The 21,171-nt window shown below is 42.7% G+C and carries 16 protein-coding genes; 1 reads left to right on the top strand and 15 read right to left on the bottom strand.

What is annotated here, in order from left to right; translation table 11 throughout:
• Positions 1-306 precede the first annotated feature (306 nt).
• The 15 genes from J2Y37_RS05090 to J2Y37_RS05160 form a co-directional block, all read right to left on the bottom strand.
• Positions 307-867, bottom strand: coding sequence for a TPM domain-containing protein (locus J2Y37_RS05090; RefSeq protein ID WP_349032091.1), 561 nt, complete (start codon positions 865-867; stop codon positions 307-309).
• Positions 861-1,919, bottom strand: coding sequence for a TPM domain-containing protein (locus J2Y37_RS05095; RefSeq protein ID WP_349032092.1), 1,059 nt, complete (start codon positions 1,917-1,919; stop codon positions 861-863). The genes J2Y37_RS05090 and J2Y37_RS05095 overlap by 7 nt, the downstream gene beginning before the upstream one ends.
• 24 nt (positions 1,920-1,943) lie before the next feature.
• Positions 1,944-2,534, bottom strand: a complete 591-nt coding sequence (locus J2Y37_RS05100) for a LemA family protein (protein WP_349032093.1) — start codon at positions 2,532-2,534, stop codon at positions 1,944-1,946.
• Positions 2,535-2,878: 344 nt separating this feature from the next.
• Positions 2,879-3,769 carry a metal-dependent hydrolase gene (locus tag J2Y37_RS05105; RefSeq protein WP_349032094.1) on the bottom strand — a complete coding sequence of 297 codons (891 nt, stop codon included), beginning with the start codon at positions 3,767-3,769 and terminating at the stop codon, positions 2,879-2,881.
• A 210-nt stretch (positions 3,770-3,979) separates the two neighbouring features.
• Positions 3,980-4,192 (bottom strand): addiction module protein, encoded by a 213-nt coding sequence (locus tag J2Y37_RS05110; RefSeq protein WP_241323254.1) that lies wholly within the window; start codon positions 4,190-4,192, stop codon positions 3,980-3,982.
• 77 nt (positions 4,193-4,269) lie between these two features.
• Positions 4,270-5,691, bottom strand: a complete 1,422-nt coding sequence (locus tag J2Y37_RS05115) for an FAD-dependent oxidoreductase (RefSeq protein ID WP_004673199.1) — start codon at positions 5,689-5,691, stop codon at positions 4,270-4,272.
• Between the two features lie 72 nt (positions 5,692-5,763).
• The gene (gene gltB / locus J2Y37_RS05120; protein ID WP_349032095.1) at positions 5,764-10,248 is read right to left on the bottom strand and encodes a glutamate synthase large subunit; all 4,485 of its coding nucleotides are present in this window, start codon (positions 10,246-10,248) and stop codon (positions 5,764-5,766) included.
• Between the two features lie 453 nt (positions 10,249-10,701).
• Positions 10,702-11,565: a hypothetical protein gene (locus tag J2Y37_RS05125; protein ID WP_349032096.1), complete on the bottom strand. Its 864-nt coding sequence runs from the start codon at positions 11,563-11,565 to the stop codon at positions 10,702-10,704.
• 25 nt (positions 11,566-11,590) lie between these two features.
• Positions 11,591-12,673 (bottom strand): 3-dehydroquinate synthase, encoded by a 1,083-nt coding sequence (gene aroB, locus J2Y37_RS05130; RefSeq protein ID WP_349032097.1) that lies wholly within the window; start codon positions 12,671-12,673, stop codon positions 11,591-11,593.
• A gap of 20 nt (positions 12,674-12,693) precedes the next feature.
• The gene (gene aroK, locus J2Y37_RS05135) at positions 12,694-13,236 is read right to left on the bottom strand and encodes a shikimate kinase AroK (protein WP_004673207.1); all 543 of its coding nucleotides are present in this window, start codon (positions 13,234-13,236) and stop codon (positions 12,694-12,696) included.
• 37 nt (positions 13,237-13,273) lie between these two features.
• Complete coding sequence (gene pilQ, locus J2Y37_RS05140) at positions 13,274-15,451, bottom strand: type IV pilus secretin PilQ (protein WP_349032098.1); 2,178 nt, start codon at positions 15,449-15,451, stop codon at positions 13,274-13,276.
• Between the two features lie 16 nt (positions 15,452-15,467).
• Positions 15,468-15,995, bottom strand: coding sequence for a pilus assembly protein PilP (locus J2Y37_RS05145; RefSeq protein ID WP_004673211.1), 528 nt, complete (start codon positions 15,993-15,995; stop codon positions 15,468-15,470).
• Entirely contained in the window at positions 15,995-16,717 is a 723-nt protein-coding gene (locus J2Y37_RS05150) for a type 4a pilus biogenesis protein PilO (RefSeq protein WP_349032099.1), read from the bottom strand. The genes J2Y37_RS05145 and J2Y37_RS05150 overlap by 1 nt, the downstream gene beginning before the upstream one ends.
• On the bottom strand, positions 16,714-17,358 hold the full coding sequence (locus tag J2Y37_RS05155) for a PilN domain-containing protein (protein WP_349032100.1): 645 nt from the start codon (positions 17,356-17,358) through the stop codon (positions 16,714-16,716). Before J2Y37_RS05155 ends, J2Y37_RS05150 begins: the two co-directional genes overlap by 4 nt.
• Positions 17,358-18,416 (bottom strand): pilus assembly protein PilM, encoded by a 1,059-nt coding sequence (locus J2Y37_RS05160; RefSeq protein ID WP_004673217.1) that lies wholly within the window; start codon positions 18,414-18,416, stop codon positions 17,358-17,360. Before J2Y37_RS05160 ends, J2Y37_RS05155 begins: the two co-directional genes overlap by 1 nt.
• A gap of 252 nt (positions 18,417-18,668) precedes the next feature.
• Here J2Y37_RS05160 and ponA point away from each other — a divergent pair, with 252 nt between their 5' ends.
• The gene (gene ponA / locus J2Y37_RS05165) at positions 18,669-21,161 is read left to right on the top strand and encodes a penicillin-binding protein PBP1a (protein WP_349032101.1); all 2,493 of its coding nucleotides are present in this window, start codon (positions 18,669-18,671) and stop codon (positions 21,159-21,161) included.
• Positions 21,162-21,171 lie beyond the last annotated feature (10 nt).

Below are 21,171 nucleotides of genomic sequence, written 5' to 3' on the forward strand. Positions count from 1 at the left end.
ATGCAGTTTGGACATTTTATGAGGAAAAATGACAAATAATGTCAGCTTTCCCTCATTATCCGTCTTGAATTTTAAAGTCAATTTTGATGATGCTCTAATTGTTTTAAAATTGAGCGAAATAGGTCACATAAAAAAAATTGTAACTGACCTTACCACTCATCGCCAAATAACATCCGTTTATCACTAGGCGATATATCCCTTAATTAAATGACACAATCAAATCTGAGCAAATCCCTCCCAACATTCAATTTCTCAAAGTCTAATTTTTCAGCCAAAGGCGAAATGCTTGCAGTGATACAAGCATTATCAATTCAAAATAATCGGCTCATTGCTCAGTTCATTGGTTTGATCGGAAATTGGCTGATCATAATACATCGCCAACACCTGACCGATTTCCTGAATACCAGCCAAAATGCCCTGTTGATAATGCTGCTGTTTGAGTTTTTCGATGATCAGCTGACAAATCTGCTGCCATGTTTCAGCATCTGTTGCATTCTTTAAACCGCGATCAATCACGATCTCGACTTTGCGCTCGCATAGATTCAGGTAAAGCAACACGCCACTATTCAACTCTGTATCCCATACGCCCAACTCAGCAAAGAGCTGTTGCGCACGTAACCGCGTATCCTGATGATAAGCTTGTGAACAAGGGATATGCCCCTCGATCACCACCTGTATCTCACCAACGTGTCCATGCTCAGCTTGCTGTACGGTCTGCGCAATCTCTAAACGATCTTGCTTACTAAAATAACGATGCGTGGCAGAAATATATAAAAAATGCTTAAACCACCGTTTCAAGCTCGGTTGGACTCGTTCATCCAGTTTGGGCTGGGTAATAATCTGTGTTGTATCTGTCTTCGTTACCATGAGCCTGATGCCCCTCCACCGCCAAAACCACCGCCACCACCACGATAGCCTCCACCACCACCAAAACCGCCACCACCGCCACGTCCACCGCCTGATAAAAAGGCTTGGAAAATCAATTGTGCCAGTGAGGTAATCAATAAAAAGAACACACCGATACCCAGCAACAAGCTCATCAATACACCAGCCCCACTGGCCAAACCTGCCACCGCTGCTGCAACCCCAGCAGTAGATGCACTGAGACGTTTACCCACAATAAATGAACCCACAACACCAGCAATCAAGATAAAGAGTGCCATTGAAAGACTACTGTCTCTGGCTTGTTGCTGATGCAATGCTTGCTCATGACGCTCTTTTAACTCCTGTGCTGCTTGTTGTGCAACTTCAGGATCTAAATTGACGATTCGAGTAATCTCATCCAAACCCGCCGCAATACCTTGTGCATACTGACCTTGTTTAAATGCAGGCGTGATCTGATTGCGAATAATTCGACTCAACACCACATCAGGTAAAACCCCTTCCAAGCCATAGCCCGTCAGAATTTGAATGTTACGATCATTAACCGCAATTGCAATCAGTAAGCCATTATCGCGTTTAGCCGAACCCAATTGCCATTTTTCACCTGTCCTTAAAGCGAAGTCAAAAATAGCTTCTTGTCCCGTGGTCGGTACAATAATCACACCTATTTGAGCCTTACCCTGCTGATAGAGACTAAGAATTTTTTGATTCAACTGCTGAGTTTCAGCAGCACTCAATATATTGGCTTGATCAATGACTGGCTGATTTAAAGTGGGCAAGCCACGTATAGACTCCCCCTCTGCCATATCATCGGCAACCTTGGGCAGAACTGGAGCCGTGTTATTGCTGTTGGCAGGTGCAGCCGATTGATTTTTTTGTTGTTCTTGGATGATTTTCCCAGCAATCAGCACATCACTTTGATCTGTTGCTGTTGCTTGCTCCGCCCACACCGCATGTTGAAAACAAAGTGTTGTAAAAAGAAGGATGAAAACAGCGTAAATTCGCTGCGTCCATGCTTGCTTTGACGTTTTCATCATACAGTGACTCCCGACAATGCCTATTTAGTTAAAAGAAACTGTTGGCGCTTGTTCAGCAGATGCCTCCGCCTTAAAGTTTTCTTTGGTTTTCATGCCGATCACTTTAGCAGTCATCACTTGCGGGAATTGACGTGCATAGGCATTGTAATCTTGAACAGTGGTAATATAACGATTACGCGCTACCGCAATGCGGTTTTCCGTTCCTTCGAGCTGTGCTTGTAGATCACGGAAATTTTCATTGGCTTTGAGATCAGGATAGTTTTCTGAAACGGCAATTAAACGAGACAATGCACTGGTAAGTTGGCTTTGTGCTTGTTGATATTTTTCAAATAAGACTGGGTCTTCTAAAACCTCTTTATCTACTTTTAAACCCGCAACATTAGAACGTGCTTGGGTCACTTCAACTAAAACTTGTTCTTCATGTTTAGCGTAACCTTTTACCACATTAACTAAATTCGGTACGAGGTCAGCACGGCGTTGGTATTGGTTTTGCACTTCTGACCATGATGCAATCACGGCTTCATCTTTGACTTGTAAGGTGTTATAGCCACAACCTGTAAACAATAAACTGCTTGCCAATACGGTTGCGAGAGCGGTTTGTTTCATAGCTTTCATAAAGTTTATCCTCAAGTTTTTCTTTATATTTTTGCGATAATTCATTGTAGTGTGATTTTTTGTGCGCTGTGTAAAGTTTATTAACGTTGTTTTATTTCTCTTTAAATAGACGTCTTTCATCAATTCCCTTGCGGAACTTCAATCGTTCCTCATTCTCCCTCTGATAGAAATACAAAGAGGATGTGAATAATGATGGAAGAGATCCAATAAAAACGGCATTACATCAAGGTCTAAATGTAATGCCGTGCAAAGCGAATAATGTCTAGCTATATGATGATAAGAAATCACCCTTATAGAAGGGGGATTCAATGGGTTTTGAACGGTGTTAAATTAAAATTGACACACTAACTATAAATTTTCGAAGCAGTCTCTTCCTGAAAACTGATCATGCCATATTCATCTGCCATACGTGCTTTCCAGTAATTGACCAACTTAGTATAGTCATGCTTCGCTGGATGAAAATCAGCTTGATAATACGATAAATATTCAGGAATCAATTGAACCAGCATTTTGCTCAGTAAATATAGTCCAAATAAATTTCCACCGACTTTAGGCAGACTTTTCCACTTATCTTGCCAGATCAAACGTGTTGTTCCGTAAAAAACCAAACTCGCAAAACCTGTGGTGACGCTACGCATTAGCAAACGTCGAATTCGATCGTCGCCATACACCTCTTCATAAACATCAAATGCTACTGAACGATGCTCGATTTCCTCGATTGCATGCCAAACCCACAACTTCATCGCATCCTCATCCAAGGTACTTAATAGCTCAGGATGCTTGAGAATATAACCCCCTAACATTGCAGTGAAATGCTCAAATGCACAAGTCAAGGCGAGTTGAAGTTTTGGATGCGCTTTTCTTAATGACTCATCCTGTTTGGCGATCCAAGTTTGAAAACGATCAAGATTATAGTCATCTCTTCGCCATGCGTCATTAAACTCACTATGGGCTTTGGAGTGCATGGCTTCTTGACCAATAAACGCAGCAATCTGTGCTTGTAATTTTGGGTCTGTTACTTTGTCTCGGACATTACGTACACTGTTGACAAAAAACTGCTCACCTATCGGAAAGGTTGAGGAAAGTGCAGTCAAGAGATGCGACATCACAGGTGAATTTGCAAAATAATGTCGCTTAATTTTTTTAGGATTAAACTGCAAACGCCGCACGGTAATCCCTAATGCTTTGGGACGATTTAGATAATTTTTTTCTGTGTTGATATTTGCAAGAGCCATATTGATTGCCTGCATCATTTCCATACTGACATTCAGTATTACGCTGGATATAACCGCAAAGACAGTGCAAAAAAGCTTATTGAACTGGCAAAAATGACCAAAAAGATAAAGTGTAAAATGGAATTTGACGTATCGCTAGTAACAACACTCGTCACTTATCATTCCGCAGTGGGCTGTGCTCTACAGTCCAAAATTCGCCAAAACGGATTTTCATGTTTTCTTCTGCAATCGTTTTTTAGCATCTTGCCAGTCAACAAATTGATTTTGCTGTGTCGCCACCAATGCTTCTGTTTTTTGTAAAACTTCAGCATGCCACTGTGGCGAAAGCAGCTCAGACTCAGTAGATAAGTCCTGCCACAAGCGCTCTATTAATTGTAATTTTTCAGTTTTTGTAAGTTGATCAATAGGAAATGCTGTAGTCATCTTCTCATCCAAAAAATATTTCGAATTAAAGATAATCTACAGCATTTTTATTTAAAGCGATAGCTTAGGTGTTTGAATTAAACCCCAAGGTAATCCAAGATACCTTCTGCCGCTTCACGTCCTTCCCAAATTGCAGTCACAACAAGATCAGAACCACGCACCATATCACCACCCGCGAAAATCTTCGGGTTAGAAGTTTGGAATTTGAATTCTTGCTGTTCAGCCGCAACTACACGGCCTGAACCATCTAGATTTACCTTTGCGCCACCAAACCAATCAGCTGGACTTGGACGGAAACCAAAAGCAAGTAGGACTGCATCCGCAGGCAATACTTCTTCAGAACCTGGAATTGGTTCAGGGCTACGACGACCACGGCTATCAGGTGCGCCTAATTGAGTTGTTACGAATTTCACGCCAGTCACTTGACCATTTTCGCCCACGATTTCAATCGGCTGACGATTGAATAGGAATTTCACACCTTCTTCATATGCATTCTTTACTTCACGTGCAGAACCCGGCATGTTGCTTTCATCACGACGATAAGCACAGGTCACATCATGTGCACCTTGGCGTAGCGAGGTACGGTTACAATCCATCGCGGTATCACCACCACCAAGCACAATTACTTTTTTACCGTCTAAGTTGATGTATTCGCTTGGATCTTTTTCCCAACCTTGACAACGATTTACGTTGGCAATCAAGAAATCTAATGCATCATAAACACCATCGAGATCTTCACCTGGAAAACCACCTTTCATATAGGTATAGGTGCCCATTCCCATAAATACAGCATCATATTCAGCTAACAATTGTTCAATGGTAACGTCAGTACCAATCTCAGTATTTAAACGGAATTCGATGCCCATCCCCGTGAAGATTTCACGGCGACGCTTCATCACATCTTTTTCCATTTTAAATTCAGGAATACCGAAGGTAAGAAGACCACCGATTTCTGGGCGTTTATCAAATACCACAGGTTTAACACCACCGCGTGCAAGAATATCTGCACAACCTAAGCCTGCTGGGCCAGCACCAATAATCGCGACTTTTTTACCCGTCGGCTTTACCCCAGACATATCTGGGCGCCAGCCTAAAGCAAATGCTGTATCATTGATGTACTTTTCAGCATTCCCAATGGTTACTGCACCAAAGCCATCATTTAGGGTACATGCACCTTCACACAGACGGTCTTGTGGACATACACGACCACAAACTTCTGGCAAGGTATTGGTTTGATGGCAAAGTTCAGCCGCTTGGAAAATTTGACCTTCCGCAATCAGCTTCAACCAGTTTGGAATGTAGTTATGTACTGGACATTTCCATTCACAATAGGGATTACCACAACCTAAACAACGATGTGATTGATTCGCAGCCACATCCGCAGTAAAAGGTTTATAAATTTCCACAAACTCTGCTTTGCGGACAGTAATATCTTTTTTCTCTGGATCTTGGCGTGCTACATCCAGAAATTGAAAGTCATTATTGAGGCGTTCTGCCATGTCTCTCTCCGTGGGTAGGCGCAGCGATGTCATTCACCGCTTGCACCTGCCTATGTCTTTGCAGTCGTAGAATTATTGTGGATCGGCTTGAGTCTTTTTCAAAAGCGTTTGCAAATTAGCAGCTTTTGGTTTTACTAGCCAGAATTTACGACTATAGAAGTCGAACTCATTACGGATCTTGTAGGCCCAAGCACTACCTGTCTCTTGGATATGCTCATCAAGAATACGCAATAAATATTCTTTATGATCTTCCATCGCCTCAGTCGAAATACGATTTAGGTCAATCAGTTCATGGTTGTAGTAGTCAACGAAGTCATTATCAAGGTCGAGTACATAAGCAAAACCACCCGTCATACCTGCACCGAAGTTATGACCCACTTTACCCAGTACAGTCACGACACCGCCAGTCATGTATTCACAGCAATGGTCGCCCGCACCTTCAATCACCGCAAAAGCGCCTGAGTTACGCACTGCAAAACGCTCACCCGCAGTACCTGCAGCAAAGACTTTACCGCCAGTCGCACCATATAAACAGGTGTTACCAATAATCGCCGTATTTTGTGTTTGGAACGGTGAACCTTTTGGTGGGAAGATCGATACACAACCACCCGCCATACCTTTACCGACATAGTCGTTGGCATCACCTTCCAGTTTGATATGCAAACCACCCGCATTCCAGACACCCAGTGACTGACCTGCCGTACCGACAAGATTCATCACCACTGGGCTACTTTCCATGCTCAAGTTGCCGTAACGACGGGCAATTTCACCTGAAATACGTGCACCAATCGAGCGATCACAGTTACCGACTCTGAAGTTAAATGAACCACCAGTGCCCGCCTCAATCGCTGGCAACATCTCTGCCACCATTTGTTCAGCCAATAGACCTTTATCAAAAGGTGCATTGCCTTGAACTTGGCAATATTGTGCTTTGCCTTCAGCCGATGGATGTGAGGTTAATAGTGCACTCAAATCCAAATGTGCATGCTTTTCAGTGTCACCCGAAATAACTTCAAGCAAATCAACACGCCCAATCAAATCTTTCAGCGACGCAACACCTAAAGCAGCCAACAATTCACGTGTTTCTTCAGCAATAAACTTGAAGAAGTTAATCAGCATTTGTGGCTCGCCAATGTAATGCTCTTCACGCAAATGATCTTGTTGCGTTGCAACACCCGTTGCACAGTTATTTAAGTGGCAAATACGCAAGTATTTACAACCAAGCGCGATCATTGGGGTAGAACCAAAACCAAAGCTTTCCGCACCTAAAATCGCAGCTTTAATCACATCAAGACCTGTTTTCAAACCACCATCGGTTTGCACACGGACTTTACCACGCAGATCATTCACGCGAAGAGCCTGATGCGCTTCACTTAAACCCAATTCCCATGGCGAACCCGCATGATGAATAGATGAAAGTGGCGATGCTGCGGTACCACCGTCATAACCTGAAATGGTAATAAAGTCTGCGTATGCTTTTGCCACACCCGCTGCAATCGTACCGACACCCGGCTCAGAAACCAGTTTCACCGATACCATTGCTTGTGGATTGACTTGTTTCAAGTCAAAGATCAATTGTGATAAATCTTCAATTGAGTAAATATCGTGATGCGGTGGTGGTGAAATCAAAGTCACGCCCGGAACTGAGTAACGTAAACGCGCAATTAAGCCATTCACTTTACCACCCGGTAACTGACCACCTTCACCCGGTTTTGCACCTTGTGCCACTTTGATCTGCAACACTTCCGCAGAGGTTAAATAGGCCGGTGTTACACCAAAACGACCTGATGCAATTTGTTTGATTTTCGAGTTACGAATCGTGCCATAACGCGCAGGATCTTCACCACCCTCACCCGAGTTTGAACGACCACCAATGGTATTCATTGCAATCGCAATCGCTTCATGTGCTTCTGGTGATAATGCACCTAAAGACATACCCGCCGAGTCAAAGCGTGGCAGAATTTCTTCAATGCTTTCAACTTGATCTAACGCAATTGGATTGGTGGTTTTTAATTTGAATAAATCACGGATCGTTGCGATTGGACGATTATTGACTAACTCTGCATATTCTTTAAAGTCTTGGTACTGACCCGAACGAACTGCTTTATGTAAGGTGTTAATTACATCTGGGTTAAAGGCATGGTATTCCTTACCAAATACAAATTTGAGCAAACCACCTTGATCAATTGGCTTGCGATGCTGCCAAGCAGTGATCGCCAATTTTTTCTGGTCTTTCTCTAAATCTGTAAACGTTGCACCTTGAATACGGCTTGGTACGCCAAGGAAACATTGATCCACCACTTCTGAGGATAAACCAACTGCTTCAAACAATTGACCACCACGATAAGAAGCAACGGTCGAAATTCCCATTTTAGAAAGAACTTTGAGTAAACCTTTCTCGATTCCCTTACGGAAATTTGCTTGTGCGTAGATTGGATCACCCAACAACTCACCTTTGGCAATCAAATCATTGATCACGTCATAAGCTAAATATGGATAAATCGCGGTTGCGCCAAAACCAAGCAGCACTGCAAATTGATGTGGATCACGCGCATAACCTGTTTCAACCAAAATATTCGCGTCAGTACGCAAACCAGTCTTGATTAAATGATGGTGTACCGCACCTGTTGCCAATGCTGAGTTTGCAGGCAAGAAGCCTTCACGGAAGTATTTATCCGTTAATACAATCAGCGTTTTACCGTCACGCACTGCTTGAGCAGCTTCTTCACAAATACGCGTAATCGCTGCTTGCAAACCTTCAGTTTCAGCATAGTTCAGATCAATATCTACAACTGCGTAGCCGTCACGTTCTTTTTCAACATCACGTAGCAATTGCATCTTCGCGTTTGATAATACAGGACTGGCGATGATGATACGGTCAGCATGCTCAGGTCCTTGTTCAAACACATTTTGTTCACGGCCAAGGCAAGTTTCCAATGACATCACAATTGATTCACGTAATGGATCGATTGGTGGATTGGTCACTTGCGCAAACTGTTGGCGGAAGTAATCAGAGACATGGCGTACTTGACGTGACAATACCGCCATTGGGGTATCATCCCCCATAGAGCCGACAGCTTCTTGGCCACTTTCTGCGATTGGGCGTAATAGTTGATCGCGCTCTTCAAATGTCACCATAAACATTTTTTGCGCTGCTTTTAATGCATCACCTGTTAAGCCTTGATCAATAAGTTGCTCTTCAAGCTCTGGATTTGCTTTCAAGCGAATAGAATGATCACGCAACCACTCACGGTATGGACGCATGTTTTTCAGGTGGTTGCTGACATCTTTAGTGTCAAGGACTTTACCTGTCAAGGTATCGACAACGAGGATTTGACCTGGACCGACACGACCTTTCGATACAACATCTTCAGGTTGGTAATCCCATACCCCAATTTCAGAAGCCAAGGTGATGTAATCATTTTTAGTGATCACCCAACGCGCTGGGCGTAAGCCATTACGATCCAGCATGCAGATCGCATGGCGACCATCTTGAACCACTAAACCTGCTGGGCCATCCCACGCTTCCATATGTTTCGAGTTAAACTCATAGAAAGCACGTAAATCAGCATCTAAAGTTTCAACGTTTTGCCATGCTGGTGGTACAAGCATACGCAGTGCACGGAATAAATCCATGCCACCGCCCACCAAGATTTCTAGCATATTGTCTAGGCTTGAAGAATCCGAACCTGTACGATTCACAATCGGATTCAATTCAGTTAAACCCGGCAATAAAGGATTTTCAAATTTTGGAGTACGTGCCAATGCCCAGTTACGATTCGCAGTAATCGTGTTGATCTCACCATTATGCGCAAGATAACGGAACGGTTGAGCCAATGGCCAACGCGGTAAAGTATTGGTCGAGAAACGCTGATGGAACACCACAATATGTGAAGTCAAACGCTCATCAGCCAAGTCAGTATAGAAGTCAGCAATCGCTGCTGGCATCATCAGACCTTTATAGGTAATCACTGTTGTCGCCAATGTGGTGACATAAAATAATGGATCATTATGTAATTGTTGTTCTGCACGACGACGTGCTAAAAAAAGCTTACGGTTAAATTCAACTTCAGTGACACCCATTGGACAGTTCACGAGAATCTGTTCAAAAACAGGTAAAGACTGCAAGGCAATTTCACCTAAAGCATCGTTATTGGTTGGTACAACACGCCATGTTGCAACCTTTAAACCTTCAGCTTCAATTTCTTTATTGAGAATATTCTTTGCATTCTGAGCAAGCGCAGGATCAATATTTAAAAATACGGTACCCGCAGCAAAAACCTCTGTTAGGTTTACTCCGAGTTTCAGCGCTTCATCACGGAAAAATTGTTTCGGCATAGCCAATAACAATCCGCACCCATCTCCTGTCTTACCATCAGCGGCAATACCACCACGGTGCGTCATGCAACTTAAACTGTGAATCGCGGTTTCAACTAAATGATGGCTTGATTCCCCTTTCATATGGGCGATCAAACCGAAGCCACAGTTATCCTTAAACTCATCAGGTTGATATAAACCTTGAGCGGGAGCTACAGTATTAGGCGATGGCATGTGCATAGCGTACCCTTCTTTAAACATGGCTCTTTCGAGCAACAAACAATCAATTCATTTTCTGCGATATTGCCGATTAACTCACATAAAGTTCAATGCTTCGCGAAAACATTTTTACTGGCGGATTTGCAATATACGCCTTTCTTTTCCAAGAATCAGCGCATTTACCATATAAAGTGTTTTCAGTTATTACACCTTAGCAAGGCTTTGTAAAGCAGAAAACTTTCCATTTCACTAAATTAATGAACCATTTAGCACACAGAAAGATGAGGAGTAGACAAAACAGCACCACAAAATAGCAAAAAACATGCCAATTAAGCATAAATTTACTAAATCATTAAAAAAATTAAAATAAGTTTAAATTATAATGATGAAGAGTGATCACACAATGAGCATAATTGCACCACAAAGAAGCTAAATGCCACAAAAAGAATCAGCAAGCACCATTGTGGTGCGATGCTAATTAAATGGGTCGCTGATTTCTCGTCTTGAAGTATCTGAATTTTCTTTTATTTTTTCAGCATTTGAAGGTGCGGGAGGTGTGGAATGATTTTGCTGAACACTGACCACATTGCCTTGTGCATCACGCTGGGTCACTGTTGTTTTAACTGTTGTCGATGCACTGGTTGCGCCACTATTCACCGATGGCGTCGTTGCTGATGAACTGCCCATCAACAAAGACTCATCAACCCGAGGTAACGCGGCTGGTTTTAACTGAATTGCATAAAGCTGATTGGTCGCCAATTTCATTTCATCAGCACCTAAATCATTGACTAAATCGGCATAGGTCGAAAGTCGCTGAGCCTTTGGTTGAATAGACTCAGGAAGTGCCAAGTTCAATTGAGAAAACTGGCGATTTGCATCCTCTGCACTAGAGAACACCCCATAAGCCAAAACATATTGCTCGACTTGATCCTGACCACTCAAACGGAAATAAATGAACTTTTTGCGATCAGCACGATTCAACAAAAAGTTTTTGATGATCGCCTCGTTTGAACTACGGAAAATCTCCATCACCCACTGACGCTGATTGTCTTTGACAAATTTAGTGCCCCGAAACTCTGGGGTATGTTCATTGGTTACAACAACTCGGGCGGTAAGATCTAAAGGTCGCACCGCATCTGCAAGTGCACCCAAATGCGTTGTCGCAGCAACTTTCTCAGGCTGTATCTGAACGGGTACTTCAATTTTAGATGGCTGCTCGACTTCCACCAAGGCATCACTATCAGTAACAGCCCAAAATATCAATGCGGCAATTAAACAAGCCAGTGCAAAAACCAGCCAGCTATATTGTTGAATATTTTGCCAAATTGATCGTGACACAGCGATGCTTTCCTTTCGTAATTCATTATGCAGATTGATTTGCTAAAATAGCTTGCTTCATAAGCTCAACATCAAAATCTTTTGTAATTATGGCTTGCCCTAATTTCTCAAGCAAAACTAAGCGCAGTTGGCCATTTAAGACTTTTTTGTCATGCGACATGTAAGCCAAAAATTCATCCAGTGGAATTTTTGGACATAATATCGGTAAATGAGCACGTTGAATGATTTTTTTTGTACGTTGCAGATCTTCGGTCGAAATCCAACCGAGACGATGAGATAGGTCTGCCGCCATCACCATACCCGTCGCAACCGCTTCACCATGCAACCACACGCCATAACCTAAATACGATTCAATGGCATGGCCAAAGGTATGACCCAAATTAAGTAATGCCCGTTCGCCTTGTTCTTTTTCATCATTGGCAACAATTCTAGCCTTATGCGCACATGAGCGATAAACTGCCTCTGCAAGTAAATTTGGATCTCTGGCAACCAACGCATCCATGTTTTGCTCTAACCACGATAAGAAATCCACATCGCCCAATAAAGCATATTTAATCACTTCAGCAAGACCTGCTGAAAGTTCACGATCGGGCAAGCTATCGAGCTGTGCCATATCAGCCAGTACCACTTGAGGTTGCTGGAAAGCACCTAACATGTTCTTGCCCAAGGGATGATTGATCCCTGTTTTCCCGCCGACACTTGAATCAACTTGTGACAATAAGGTAGTCGGAACCTGTACAAAATTCACCCCACGCTGAAAACACGCAGAGGCAAAACCGGCCATATCCCCAATCACACCACCACCTAATGCCAAAACCGTACAATCACGGTTAAATCCAGCTTCCAATAAGGCATCAAAAATTAAATTTAAATGTTGAATATTTTTATATTGCTCACCATCAGGCAAGATGCATTGCGCAACTTGCTTATCGAGTTGAGTTAATGCATCCGCATAATGCTGCAAATAAAGCGGCGCCACCGTGGTATTTGACACCAACATTACTTGCCGCCCATGTAGATAAGGTTCAAGTAATTGTTTAGGGTCCAAATGACTTCCAATAAAAATCGGATAGCGACGATCACCTAACTCAACATATAACGTTTGCATAATTAAAACCAACTCGAGAATTACTTAATTTGTTTAGATAAAATAACCTGTAGAATGCGCTGCGCTAAATCTCTTGCTGCACCTTGATTTGTCTCGATTATATAATCTGCAACTTCACGATACAAAGGATCGCGCAAGGTCAATAAATCTCGCAGTTTCTGTTCGGGATTGTCTACTTGTAATAATGGACGATTTTTATCGCGATAGGTTCGCTGTAGTTGAAGTTCTACAGGCGTATATAAATAAACAACAATGCCGCGTTGTTTTAAAAATTCTCGATTGCTCGGTTGTGTGACAACACCGCCACCTGTCGCTAACACAAGTGCAGAACGGGCAGTGAGATCGTTCAAAACATTGGTTTCACGCAAACGAAATCCCACTTCCCCTTCTTTTTCGAATATCCATGGAATAGTGGCTCCTGTCTTACGCTCAATCTCATGATCGCTATCAATGAAATCACGTCCTAACAGCTCTGCTAAATGTCGACCAACCGTTGTTTTTCCTGCCCCCATTGGCCCTACCAAATAAATATTTGGTAGGGTTTCAAACGCTTTGCTTGGCAATGCGCCACCTATATTAATTGCAATTATTGAAAATATATTAATGATTTCTCGTCAAAGTGTCATTAACAATTCTCGGCGTCACAAAAATAAGCAGTTCACGTTTATTATCCGTTTTTAAATCACGACGGAAAAGACGGCCGACATACGGTAAATCACCCAAGAATGGAACTTTAATTTGTGAACTAATATTTTCTTGTTCAAAAATCCCACCAAGAACAACAGTTTCGCCGTTATCAACCAAGACATTAGTATCAATCGAGTTCTTACTAATCGTCAATTGACCCGTTGGTGTTGGATTACTTGGCGCATCTTTAGTGATGTTGAGCTTCATCATGACTTTACCTTCTGGGGTAATACTCGGCGTCACATCTAAGCTCAATGTCGCATCAATAAATTCTGTTTTAGGCACAGCATTTGCACCAGCACCCGTCGAGGATGAATAAGGGATTTTAGTTCCTGATTCAATTTTCGCAGGTTGTTTATCCGCAGTCATGACTTTTGGTGTTGAAATCACCTCACCATAACCATCTGCTTGAACGGCTGAAAGTTCGAGATCAAGCATAAAGTCAGATAGGCTAATTAAGCCAAAAGCGATACGACTTGCACCAGCGGTGGTCGCACCCAAATCTACGTTTAAATTGTCTGGACGTTCAATCTCGTATTTCCAACCACCTGTATCACTGTCTTTTTCAGGCTTTCTAAGGTTCCATAGCGTGGTATCACTACCACCCACCAACAAGTCATTATTTCGAGTGACACCTTGTGACAAGATTCCCCACTTCACCCCCATCTCTCGGGTAAAGTCTGTACTCGCTCTGACGATACGTGCTTCGATCATGACTTGTTTGACTGATACATCTAACAAATCCACCATCTTACGAATTTTGTCAATATTGAGCGCAGTATCATTGACGATCAAGGTATTGGTACGCACATCTGCGACTGCACTGCCACGAGAACTGAGCAAACTCTCCAAAGCCAATGAGTCAGAGTTCGTAGTACGGTTTGAGACGCCGCCCTTACCATCACGAGACTCTTCGATTAACTTTAAAATATCTGCAGCTTTGGCATAACTGAGTTTAATATATTCGGATTGAATCGGCGCAAGCTTCACACTTTGTGCAATGGCTTTCGCTTCTTCTTCTTCCGCTTTGATCAGCTCTGAAACAGGCGCAATCCAGATCACATTTCCATTACGGCGTTTATCAAGATTTTTGGTTTTCAACACGATATCGAGCGCTTGATCCCATGGAACATCTTTCAAACGTAGGGTAATATTGCCCTGTACCGTATCTGCAGCGACCATATTGATATTGGTAAAATCAGCCAACAACTGTAGTACGCGACGCACTTCGATATCTTGGAAATCCAAAGAAATCTTATTGCCTGTATAGGCTTGTGATTTTGCTCGCAATGGTGATTTATCTTCAGGACGCTTTAGGCTAATCGTGAGTTTATTCTCTGCTTGATAAGCCATGTATTCATAGCTTCCTGCGGACTGAATGGTGATCACGCCATTGCCTTTATCGTTATACGCATCAACTCCAGCAACAGGTGTCGCAAAATCATTGGTATTTAAGCGGCGTGCGAGATGGGTTGGAATCTTATTCCCCATGGTTCGTACCACGATTTTACTGCCTTGTTGTTGTACATCTACTGGGGTATTACTTCCCAATAAATCAATCACAACCAAACCTTCACCTTGTTTTCCACGCTGAAAGCCAATATTGGAAACACCTTGTTGTGCTTGACGAGCCGCAACTGGTGCTGTCGTTGCAGCCGCTGGACGTGCCGAATTTATTTTTAAAACAAAGGTATTGCCTTCAACGCGTGTTGTAAACGCCCCTGCATCTTTCAAATTGACGATCACACGAGAACGCTGATCGTCAGCAGCAACTTCGACGGAACTGGCTTCTTTGGTCGATACAGGAATCGATGTCTGCTTTAAAGACTGTTGTGCTTTATCAAAATCTAAAATCAGACGTGAAGGTTGCTCGAGCTGATAAGCCTGCGGTTGTGGCGGCAAACCATTAAACATGACACGGATTTCAGTTCCCTGATCAGCTAAGCTCATTGGCACAATATTAGTCATACTGACTTGTGCTGATGCAACCTGCATCACAGCTATAGCGACAGCACCCATAGAAAATTGACGGAATGCATGATTCATGGTCTTCGCTTCCCCAAATAAAGAATCTTTAAACTGTTTTTTCATTGTTATTCCCTTAATCTTACGGCGCTGGTCCAATTAAAACGAGTGTTCTCGGTCTTTCAACATAACCTTCTCGTCCATCAGGTACAATTTCAACCAAGTCGATCTGAGTCGGGCTAATTTTAATAATACGCCCCTGATTCATCCCCAAATAACTGCCCACTTGTACGCGCTCAATCTGCCCATCTGGTGTTTGGATTAATGCAATGGTCTGATTTACTCGACCACGCATACTTCCTTTCATATTCAGAGATTCCAACGCATAGCTTTCTAAAGGCTGTGGTTGACGATTGAAGTTTGGATAAACACGCTTACCTGCCATAATCTTTAATTCAGCCGCCAAAGAGCTTGGCATAAAAGGACTCTTTAGCTGATGCGCTGAATAATTAAATAAAGGTACTGGGGTAAATATAGGTGCGGGCTCAATTGGTAAAGGCGGTTGATTACGAATTTCCGCCATTTTTTGACTCACCGCATCAATACGAGAATCACAGCCCACCAACCCAAAACCAATAAACAGGCCCAGTATTAACTTATAATGGTTCATTAGCGCTGTCCTCCTTGAGCAGATGGAGCTGTCGCATCAATAGCGGCCTGATCATCAACACCAACATAACGATACGTTTTTGCTTTCACAGTGTAGCTAACCACTGGAATATCGGATTTTTTCTGGGTATCTGCTTTTGCTTCCACGGTAAAATCATGCAAAGTCACAATGCGCGGTAACGCTGCAATACCTGTCGCAAAAGCACCGAAAGCATGGTAATCACCCGTCGCTTCCATACTGATAGGTTGCTCAATAAAGAACTCTTGTTTAATTTCTTGTTCTAAACGGATATTTTTAAACTTCAGACCAGAATTTACGCCTGTTAAGTTCATATCCTCGACCAAACTTGGAATTTCTGTTTCTTTCGGCAACTGCTCTAGTTGCTGATTAAAATTCGCTTCCATCTCTTGTAATTGCGTTTGGTACTGCTGCAAATTACGCAACTTAGATTCTTTTTCTTTAAACTCATTCAACAAGCTTTGTTCTCGTGCTTGTGCATTGGCAATGGTTTCCAATTGCTTTTGCACCACCACAAAATAACCCAATGCAGCGACAGCTAAAAGAATAAAAATCCAACAAGTCACTTTGACAGAGAGTGGCCAACTGCCATAGTTATTCATATCCAAGGTATTAAATTGTTGGAAGAATTGCTCTACTGTCATTTTTTTCTTCTTTACAGCAACACTGTCTTGATTAAGATCATTTAATTCATCTTGACTCATTGTGTCACCCCCGCTGTCCCTAATGTTGCTGTCTCTGACGCTGGATCGGCGACAATAGCTGTACCGATTTCACCCAAATCTACAGTGACCACAAAACTTCCATAATTCTCTTCGACACGAGGAACCAAAGAGCTTACTGTTTTATCTTTTTTCTCTTCTGCTGCCAAAAATGAATTCATAAAGGCATTACGATACCAAGGAGATGCCTCTAAATTACGCAGCAACTCAGCAACAGTATTTGGACTTTCCGCCTTGCCCTCGATACTGAATTTATCGCCAGTTCGCGTAAACTTAGTGATGTACATGGTTGGTGGCGTCACACGAACCAGCTCATCAACTAAACGTACAATCACTGGACGTTGTCCTTGTAAGCCCTGAATCAACTTCATTCGTTCAATAATGGCATTGCGGCGTTCTTGCAAACCCTCTAAAGACTTGAGCTGTACATCCAAACTTTGATTGGTACTGACAATGAACTGATTGGCTTGCTCTTGATCATTCAGTTTATGATCAAAATACATCCACGCTGTAAATACAGATGCAATTCCTAATGCAGCCACCCCAACACAAAATGCGACAAATTGTTTCTTTCTTTGTTCTCTTAGCTCATCGCGCCAAGGGAGTAAGTTAATCTTTGCCATTAATCAAAACTCCTCAATGCCAAACCACATGCAACCATCAATGAGGAAGCATCATTTTCAATTTTTTTAATATCGATTTGTGGAGAAAAACCCATTTGTAAAAATGGATTGGCAATCGTTACTCGGTAACCCAGTTTTTGTTGTAATAACTTTGCAAGGCCTGGAATATTGGCATTCCCCCCAGCAAGCAAAATATGGTCGATCTCGTTGAATTGAGAGGATGAAAAAAAGAATTGCAGTGAACGCGCTGCTTGTTGCACCACGGCATCTAAAAATGGCTCGAGCACCTCGATGTCATAATCATCTGGAAGCGTTCTTTCTTTTTTGGCGCGCCCTGCTTCTTCAAATGACAAACCATAGCGACTTTGAACATCTTGGGTCAGCTGTCGCCCACCAAAGACTTGTTCACGTGTATAGATAATTTTGCCCTTTTGCATCACAGATAGCGTGGTCATGGTATGCCCGATATCTAAGATGCCAACGGTATTTGCCCCCATCGGCAATGTGTCCGAAAACACACTAAAAGCGCGCTCCATTGCATAACTTTCAACATCAGCTGTTTTTGCAGCTAATCCAGCAAGCTCAAGCACTTCTACACGCGTATCAACATTCTCAGTACGTGTGGCAACGAGAAGGACATTTACCCGATTCTGATTGACCAATCGATCGGGTAAAACCTCAAAATCAAGACTCACTTCATCTAATGGGAACGGAATATATTGCTCAGCATCCATACGAATTTGAACTTCACGCTCTTCATCCGTCATATCAGCGTCCATCTCTATGATTTTATTAATCACCATAGAAGTTGGTACCGCAATTGCGACATTGCTGGTATGTGGATTGGCGAGGTTTACCACTCTCTCAAGTGCATCACCTACCGCCTCTGGGTTCAAAATGCTTTTTTCCACCACGCTATTTTCAGGCAATGGCATCACGGCATAACTTTCAACCCAATATCTACCGTTCTTTACAGAGAGCTCCAATAATTTAACAGTTGTCGAACTAATATCGACACCCACTAACCCCTTATTTGGTTTACGATATAACCTGAGCACAGTATTTTCCTATTTATTTTTTTATCCCCAAAAATACAACACACTAATTTGTTTTGGTCTTTAATTAATACGGATACAATAACCCATCTAACAATCCGTATGTCTAAAGGATATACTGACCACAATTAGTTTGTCATTCGCTCTTATTAAAACTTACTTATTATGAAAAAGCTATCCAGTTCTGGTATTGTTCGCCCATTTTTTTTGATCATTATTATTATCTTAGTCTCACTTCCAATGGGATTTTATGGCATGTATCTCTATCTCGCGCCATCACTGCCAGATATGAGCTCATTAAAAAAGGCGCCACTGTTAAAACCATTGCAGGTCTATACTGCAGATAATAAGCTAATTGCAGAATATGGCGGAAAACTTTCCATTCCTGTCGAATATGAGCAAATTCCTCCCACGTTTATTCATGCTTTTTTGGCCGCTGAAGATTCTTCTTTTTTTGAGCATAGCGGCATTAGTTTTAAAGGTTTGGGGCGAGCGATAACCGAATCTGTGACTGGTTCTGATGTCCAAACTGGGGGCTCAACCATTACCATGCAGGTGGCGAAGAATTATTATTTAAGCCCAGAGCGAACCTTAAGACGTAAACTAACTGAAGTCTTTCTTGCGCGAAAAATTGAACAGAGCCTCACCAAACAAGAAATTCTAAGCTCTTACGTCAATAAGATCTTCTTAGGTAAAAATTCCTACGGCATCGCTGCTGCTGCGCGTATCTATTACAACAAAAATATCGATGAACTCAGCATTGCACAGATGGCAATGATTGCAGGTTTACCCAAAGCACCTTCAAAATATAACCCTGTTGCCAACCCTCAACGTGCACTTGAACGCCGCAATTGGATTTTAGGTCGTATGCTACAGTTGGGGTATATCAACCAAACTCAATATCAAAAAGCAGTTGCAGAACCCATCAATCTAAACATGGTGGACCGCTCTGTGAGCAATGTGTTTCCATACGTAGGCGAAATGGTGCGTTCAGAATTGGTTAAACAATTCGGCGATCAAGCGATTGATTCAGGCTACAAGGTGTACACCACCATTGATAGCAATCGCCAACGTTATGCTGAGCAAGCTCTTCAAGATGGTTTAGAAGCTTATGACCGTCGTCATGGCTGGCGTGGGCCGGAAGCACATGATCAACCCCTCAATCAATTTATGGCTTATGCCAACACCTACCCTGCCAAAGTCGTAAAAGTAAATAACAATTCCTTTGATGCACTCATGCAGGATGGCTCGACTGTGACCGTTAATTGGTCGGGTATGTCATGGGTTCGTCCATATCGCAATGCCAATAGTGTCGGCGGTACACCTTCCAATGCCTCACAAATTGTCAAAGTGAAAGATATTATTCGCTTACGCCCCAATAAAGAAAAAACCGTTTGGTCTTTGGTCCAAGTACCTAGAGTGCAAGGTCAGCTCATTGCTTTAAATCCAAATGATGGTGCGATCGAAGCCGTTGTTGGTGGTTATAATTTCTATCAATCGAAATTTAACCGTGCGATACAAGGGTGGAGACAACCAGGTTCAACCATTAAGCCTTTCGTATATGCATTGGCTTTAGAGCGCGGCATGACACCTTATAGTATGGTCAATGACAACCCGATTACCATTGGGAAATGGTCGCCTAGAAACTCCGATGGCCGTTTTCTGGGCATGATCCCTCTACGTCGTGCTTTATATTTATCCAGAAATACCGTATCGGTACGATTGCTACAAAATGTGGGGATCGAGCGGACGCGTCAACTCTTTATGGATTTTGGTTTGCAGGATGATCAAATTCCTCGTAACTATACCATTGCATTAGGAACACCACAGGTCTTGCCTGTACAGATGGCAACGGGCTATGCAACCTTCGCAAATGGTGGCTATCGTATCCAGCCTCATTTTATCAAACGAATTGAAGATGCCTCTGGCAAAGTCATTTATAGTGCCAAGCCAGAATATGCATGTATTCCATGTATTGGCGATGCAAAAGCGCCTGCTCCGCAACAAGAAGCAGATGCTCCAGAAGTGACAGAAATCACTAATCAAAGCTTAGAAAATACCAATGCAGCATCTGAAGCTGAGTTGACAGTCGCTCAAGCTGAACCATCCTCCAAGACCAATAGTGATTATCGTCAAGCACAGCGTATTTTAAAATCAAGTTCTGCCTATGACATGGCCAACATTTTGCGTGACGTCATTCAACATGGTACAGGCCGTGCTGCACTTAAAATCGGTCGTGATGATTTAGGCGGGAAAACAGGAACCACCAATGATGCCAAAGATGCTTGGTTCGCGGGCTTTAATGGCAAATTGGTTACGGTAACTTGGGTCGGCTTTGATCAGCCGCGCACTTTAGGTCGCAGAGAATATGGCGGCGTTGCTGCATTACCAATCTGGACCAACTTTATGGCCAATGCTTTAAAAGATACGCCATCTGCATGGGTTCGATTGGATAAAGATGCGAAAGATCCTATTTCTCATGATCAATTACAGGTTCAGCAAAGCGAGGATCGTAAAGAATACCGTGCTTCTCCACCACTGGCACGTCCACTGTACCGCCCTGCACCAACCGCACCTACACGTTCTGCACAAAGTGATTTTTCAGACTTATCGGGTACGACACCAAACGGTGAACACACCATCACACCTGAGAGAAAACCACCACCGACAATGGGCTCAAATCCTCAAAACTCAAACGCCCAAAGAGAACGTGATGGGATTGAAAATTTAATTAATCAAATCCAATAATCCATCATAA

This window comes from Acinetobacter sp. 3657 (assembly GCF_031456775.1).
Lineage (GTDB): Bacteria > Pseudomonadota > Gammaproteobacteria > Pseudomonadales > Moraxellaceae > Acinetobacter.

What these genes read in the sequence shown, in the direction of transcription:
- J2Y37_RS05105 (WP_349032094.1), bottom strand. Translation starts at nt 3,769, where the DNA reads ATGGCTCTTGCAAATATCAACACAGAAAAAAATTATCTAAATCGTCCC.
- pilQ (WP_349032098.1), bottom strand. Translation starts at nt 15,451, where the DNA reads ATGAAAAAACAGTTTAAAGATTCTTTATTTGGGGAAGCGAAGACCATG.
- ponA (WP_349032101.1), top strand. Translation starts at nt 18,669, where the DNA reads ATGTATCTCTATCTCGCGCCATCACTGCCAGATATGAGCTCATTAAAA.
- aroB (WP_349032097.1), bottom strand. Translation starts at nt 12,673, where the DNA reads ATGCAAACGTTATATGTTGAGTTAGGTGATCGTCGCTATCCGATTTTT.
- gltB (WP_349032095.1), bottom strand. Translation starts at nt 10,248, where the DNA reads ATGCACATGCCATCGCCTAATACTGTAGCTCCCGCTCAAGGTTTATAT.
- J2Y37_RS05090 (WP_349032091.1), bottom strand. Translation starts at nt 867, where the DNA reads ATGGTAACGAAGACAGATACAACACAGATTATTACCCAGCCCAAACTG.
- J2Y37_RS05110 (WP_241323254.1), bottom strand. Translation starts at nt 4,192, where the DNA reads ATGACTACAGCATTTCCTATTGATCAACTTACAAAAACTGAAAAATTA.
- J2Y37_RS05095 (WP_349032092.1), bottom strand. Translation starts at nt 1,919, where the DNA reads ATGATGAAAACGTCAAAGCAAGCATGGACGCAGCGAATTTACGCTGTT.
- J2Y37_RS05145 (WP_004673211.1), bottom strand. Translation starts at nt 15,995, where the DNA reads ATGAACCATTATAAGTTAATACTGGGCCTGTTTATTGGTTTTGGGTTG.
- J2Y37_RS05100 (WP_349032093.1), bottom strand. Translation starts at nt 2,534, where the DNA reads ATGAAAGCTATGAAACAAACCGCTCTCGCAACCGTATTGGCAAGCAGT.
- J2Y37_RS05115 (WP_004673199.1), bottom strand. Translation starts at nt 5,691, where the DNA reads ATGGCAGAACGCCTCAATAATGACTTTCAATTTCTGGATGTAGCACGC.
- J2Y37_RS05150 (WP_349032099.1), bottom strand. Translation starts at nt 16,717, where the DNA reads ATGAGTCAAGATGAATTAAATGATCTTAATCAAGACAGTGTTGCTGTA.
- J2Y37_RS05155 (WP_349032100.1), bottom strand. Translation starts at nt 17,358, where the DNA reads ATGGCAAAGATTAACTTACTCCCTTGGCGCGATGAGCTAAGAGAACAA.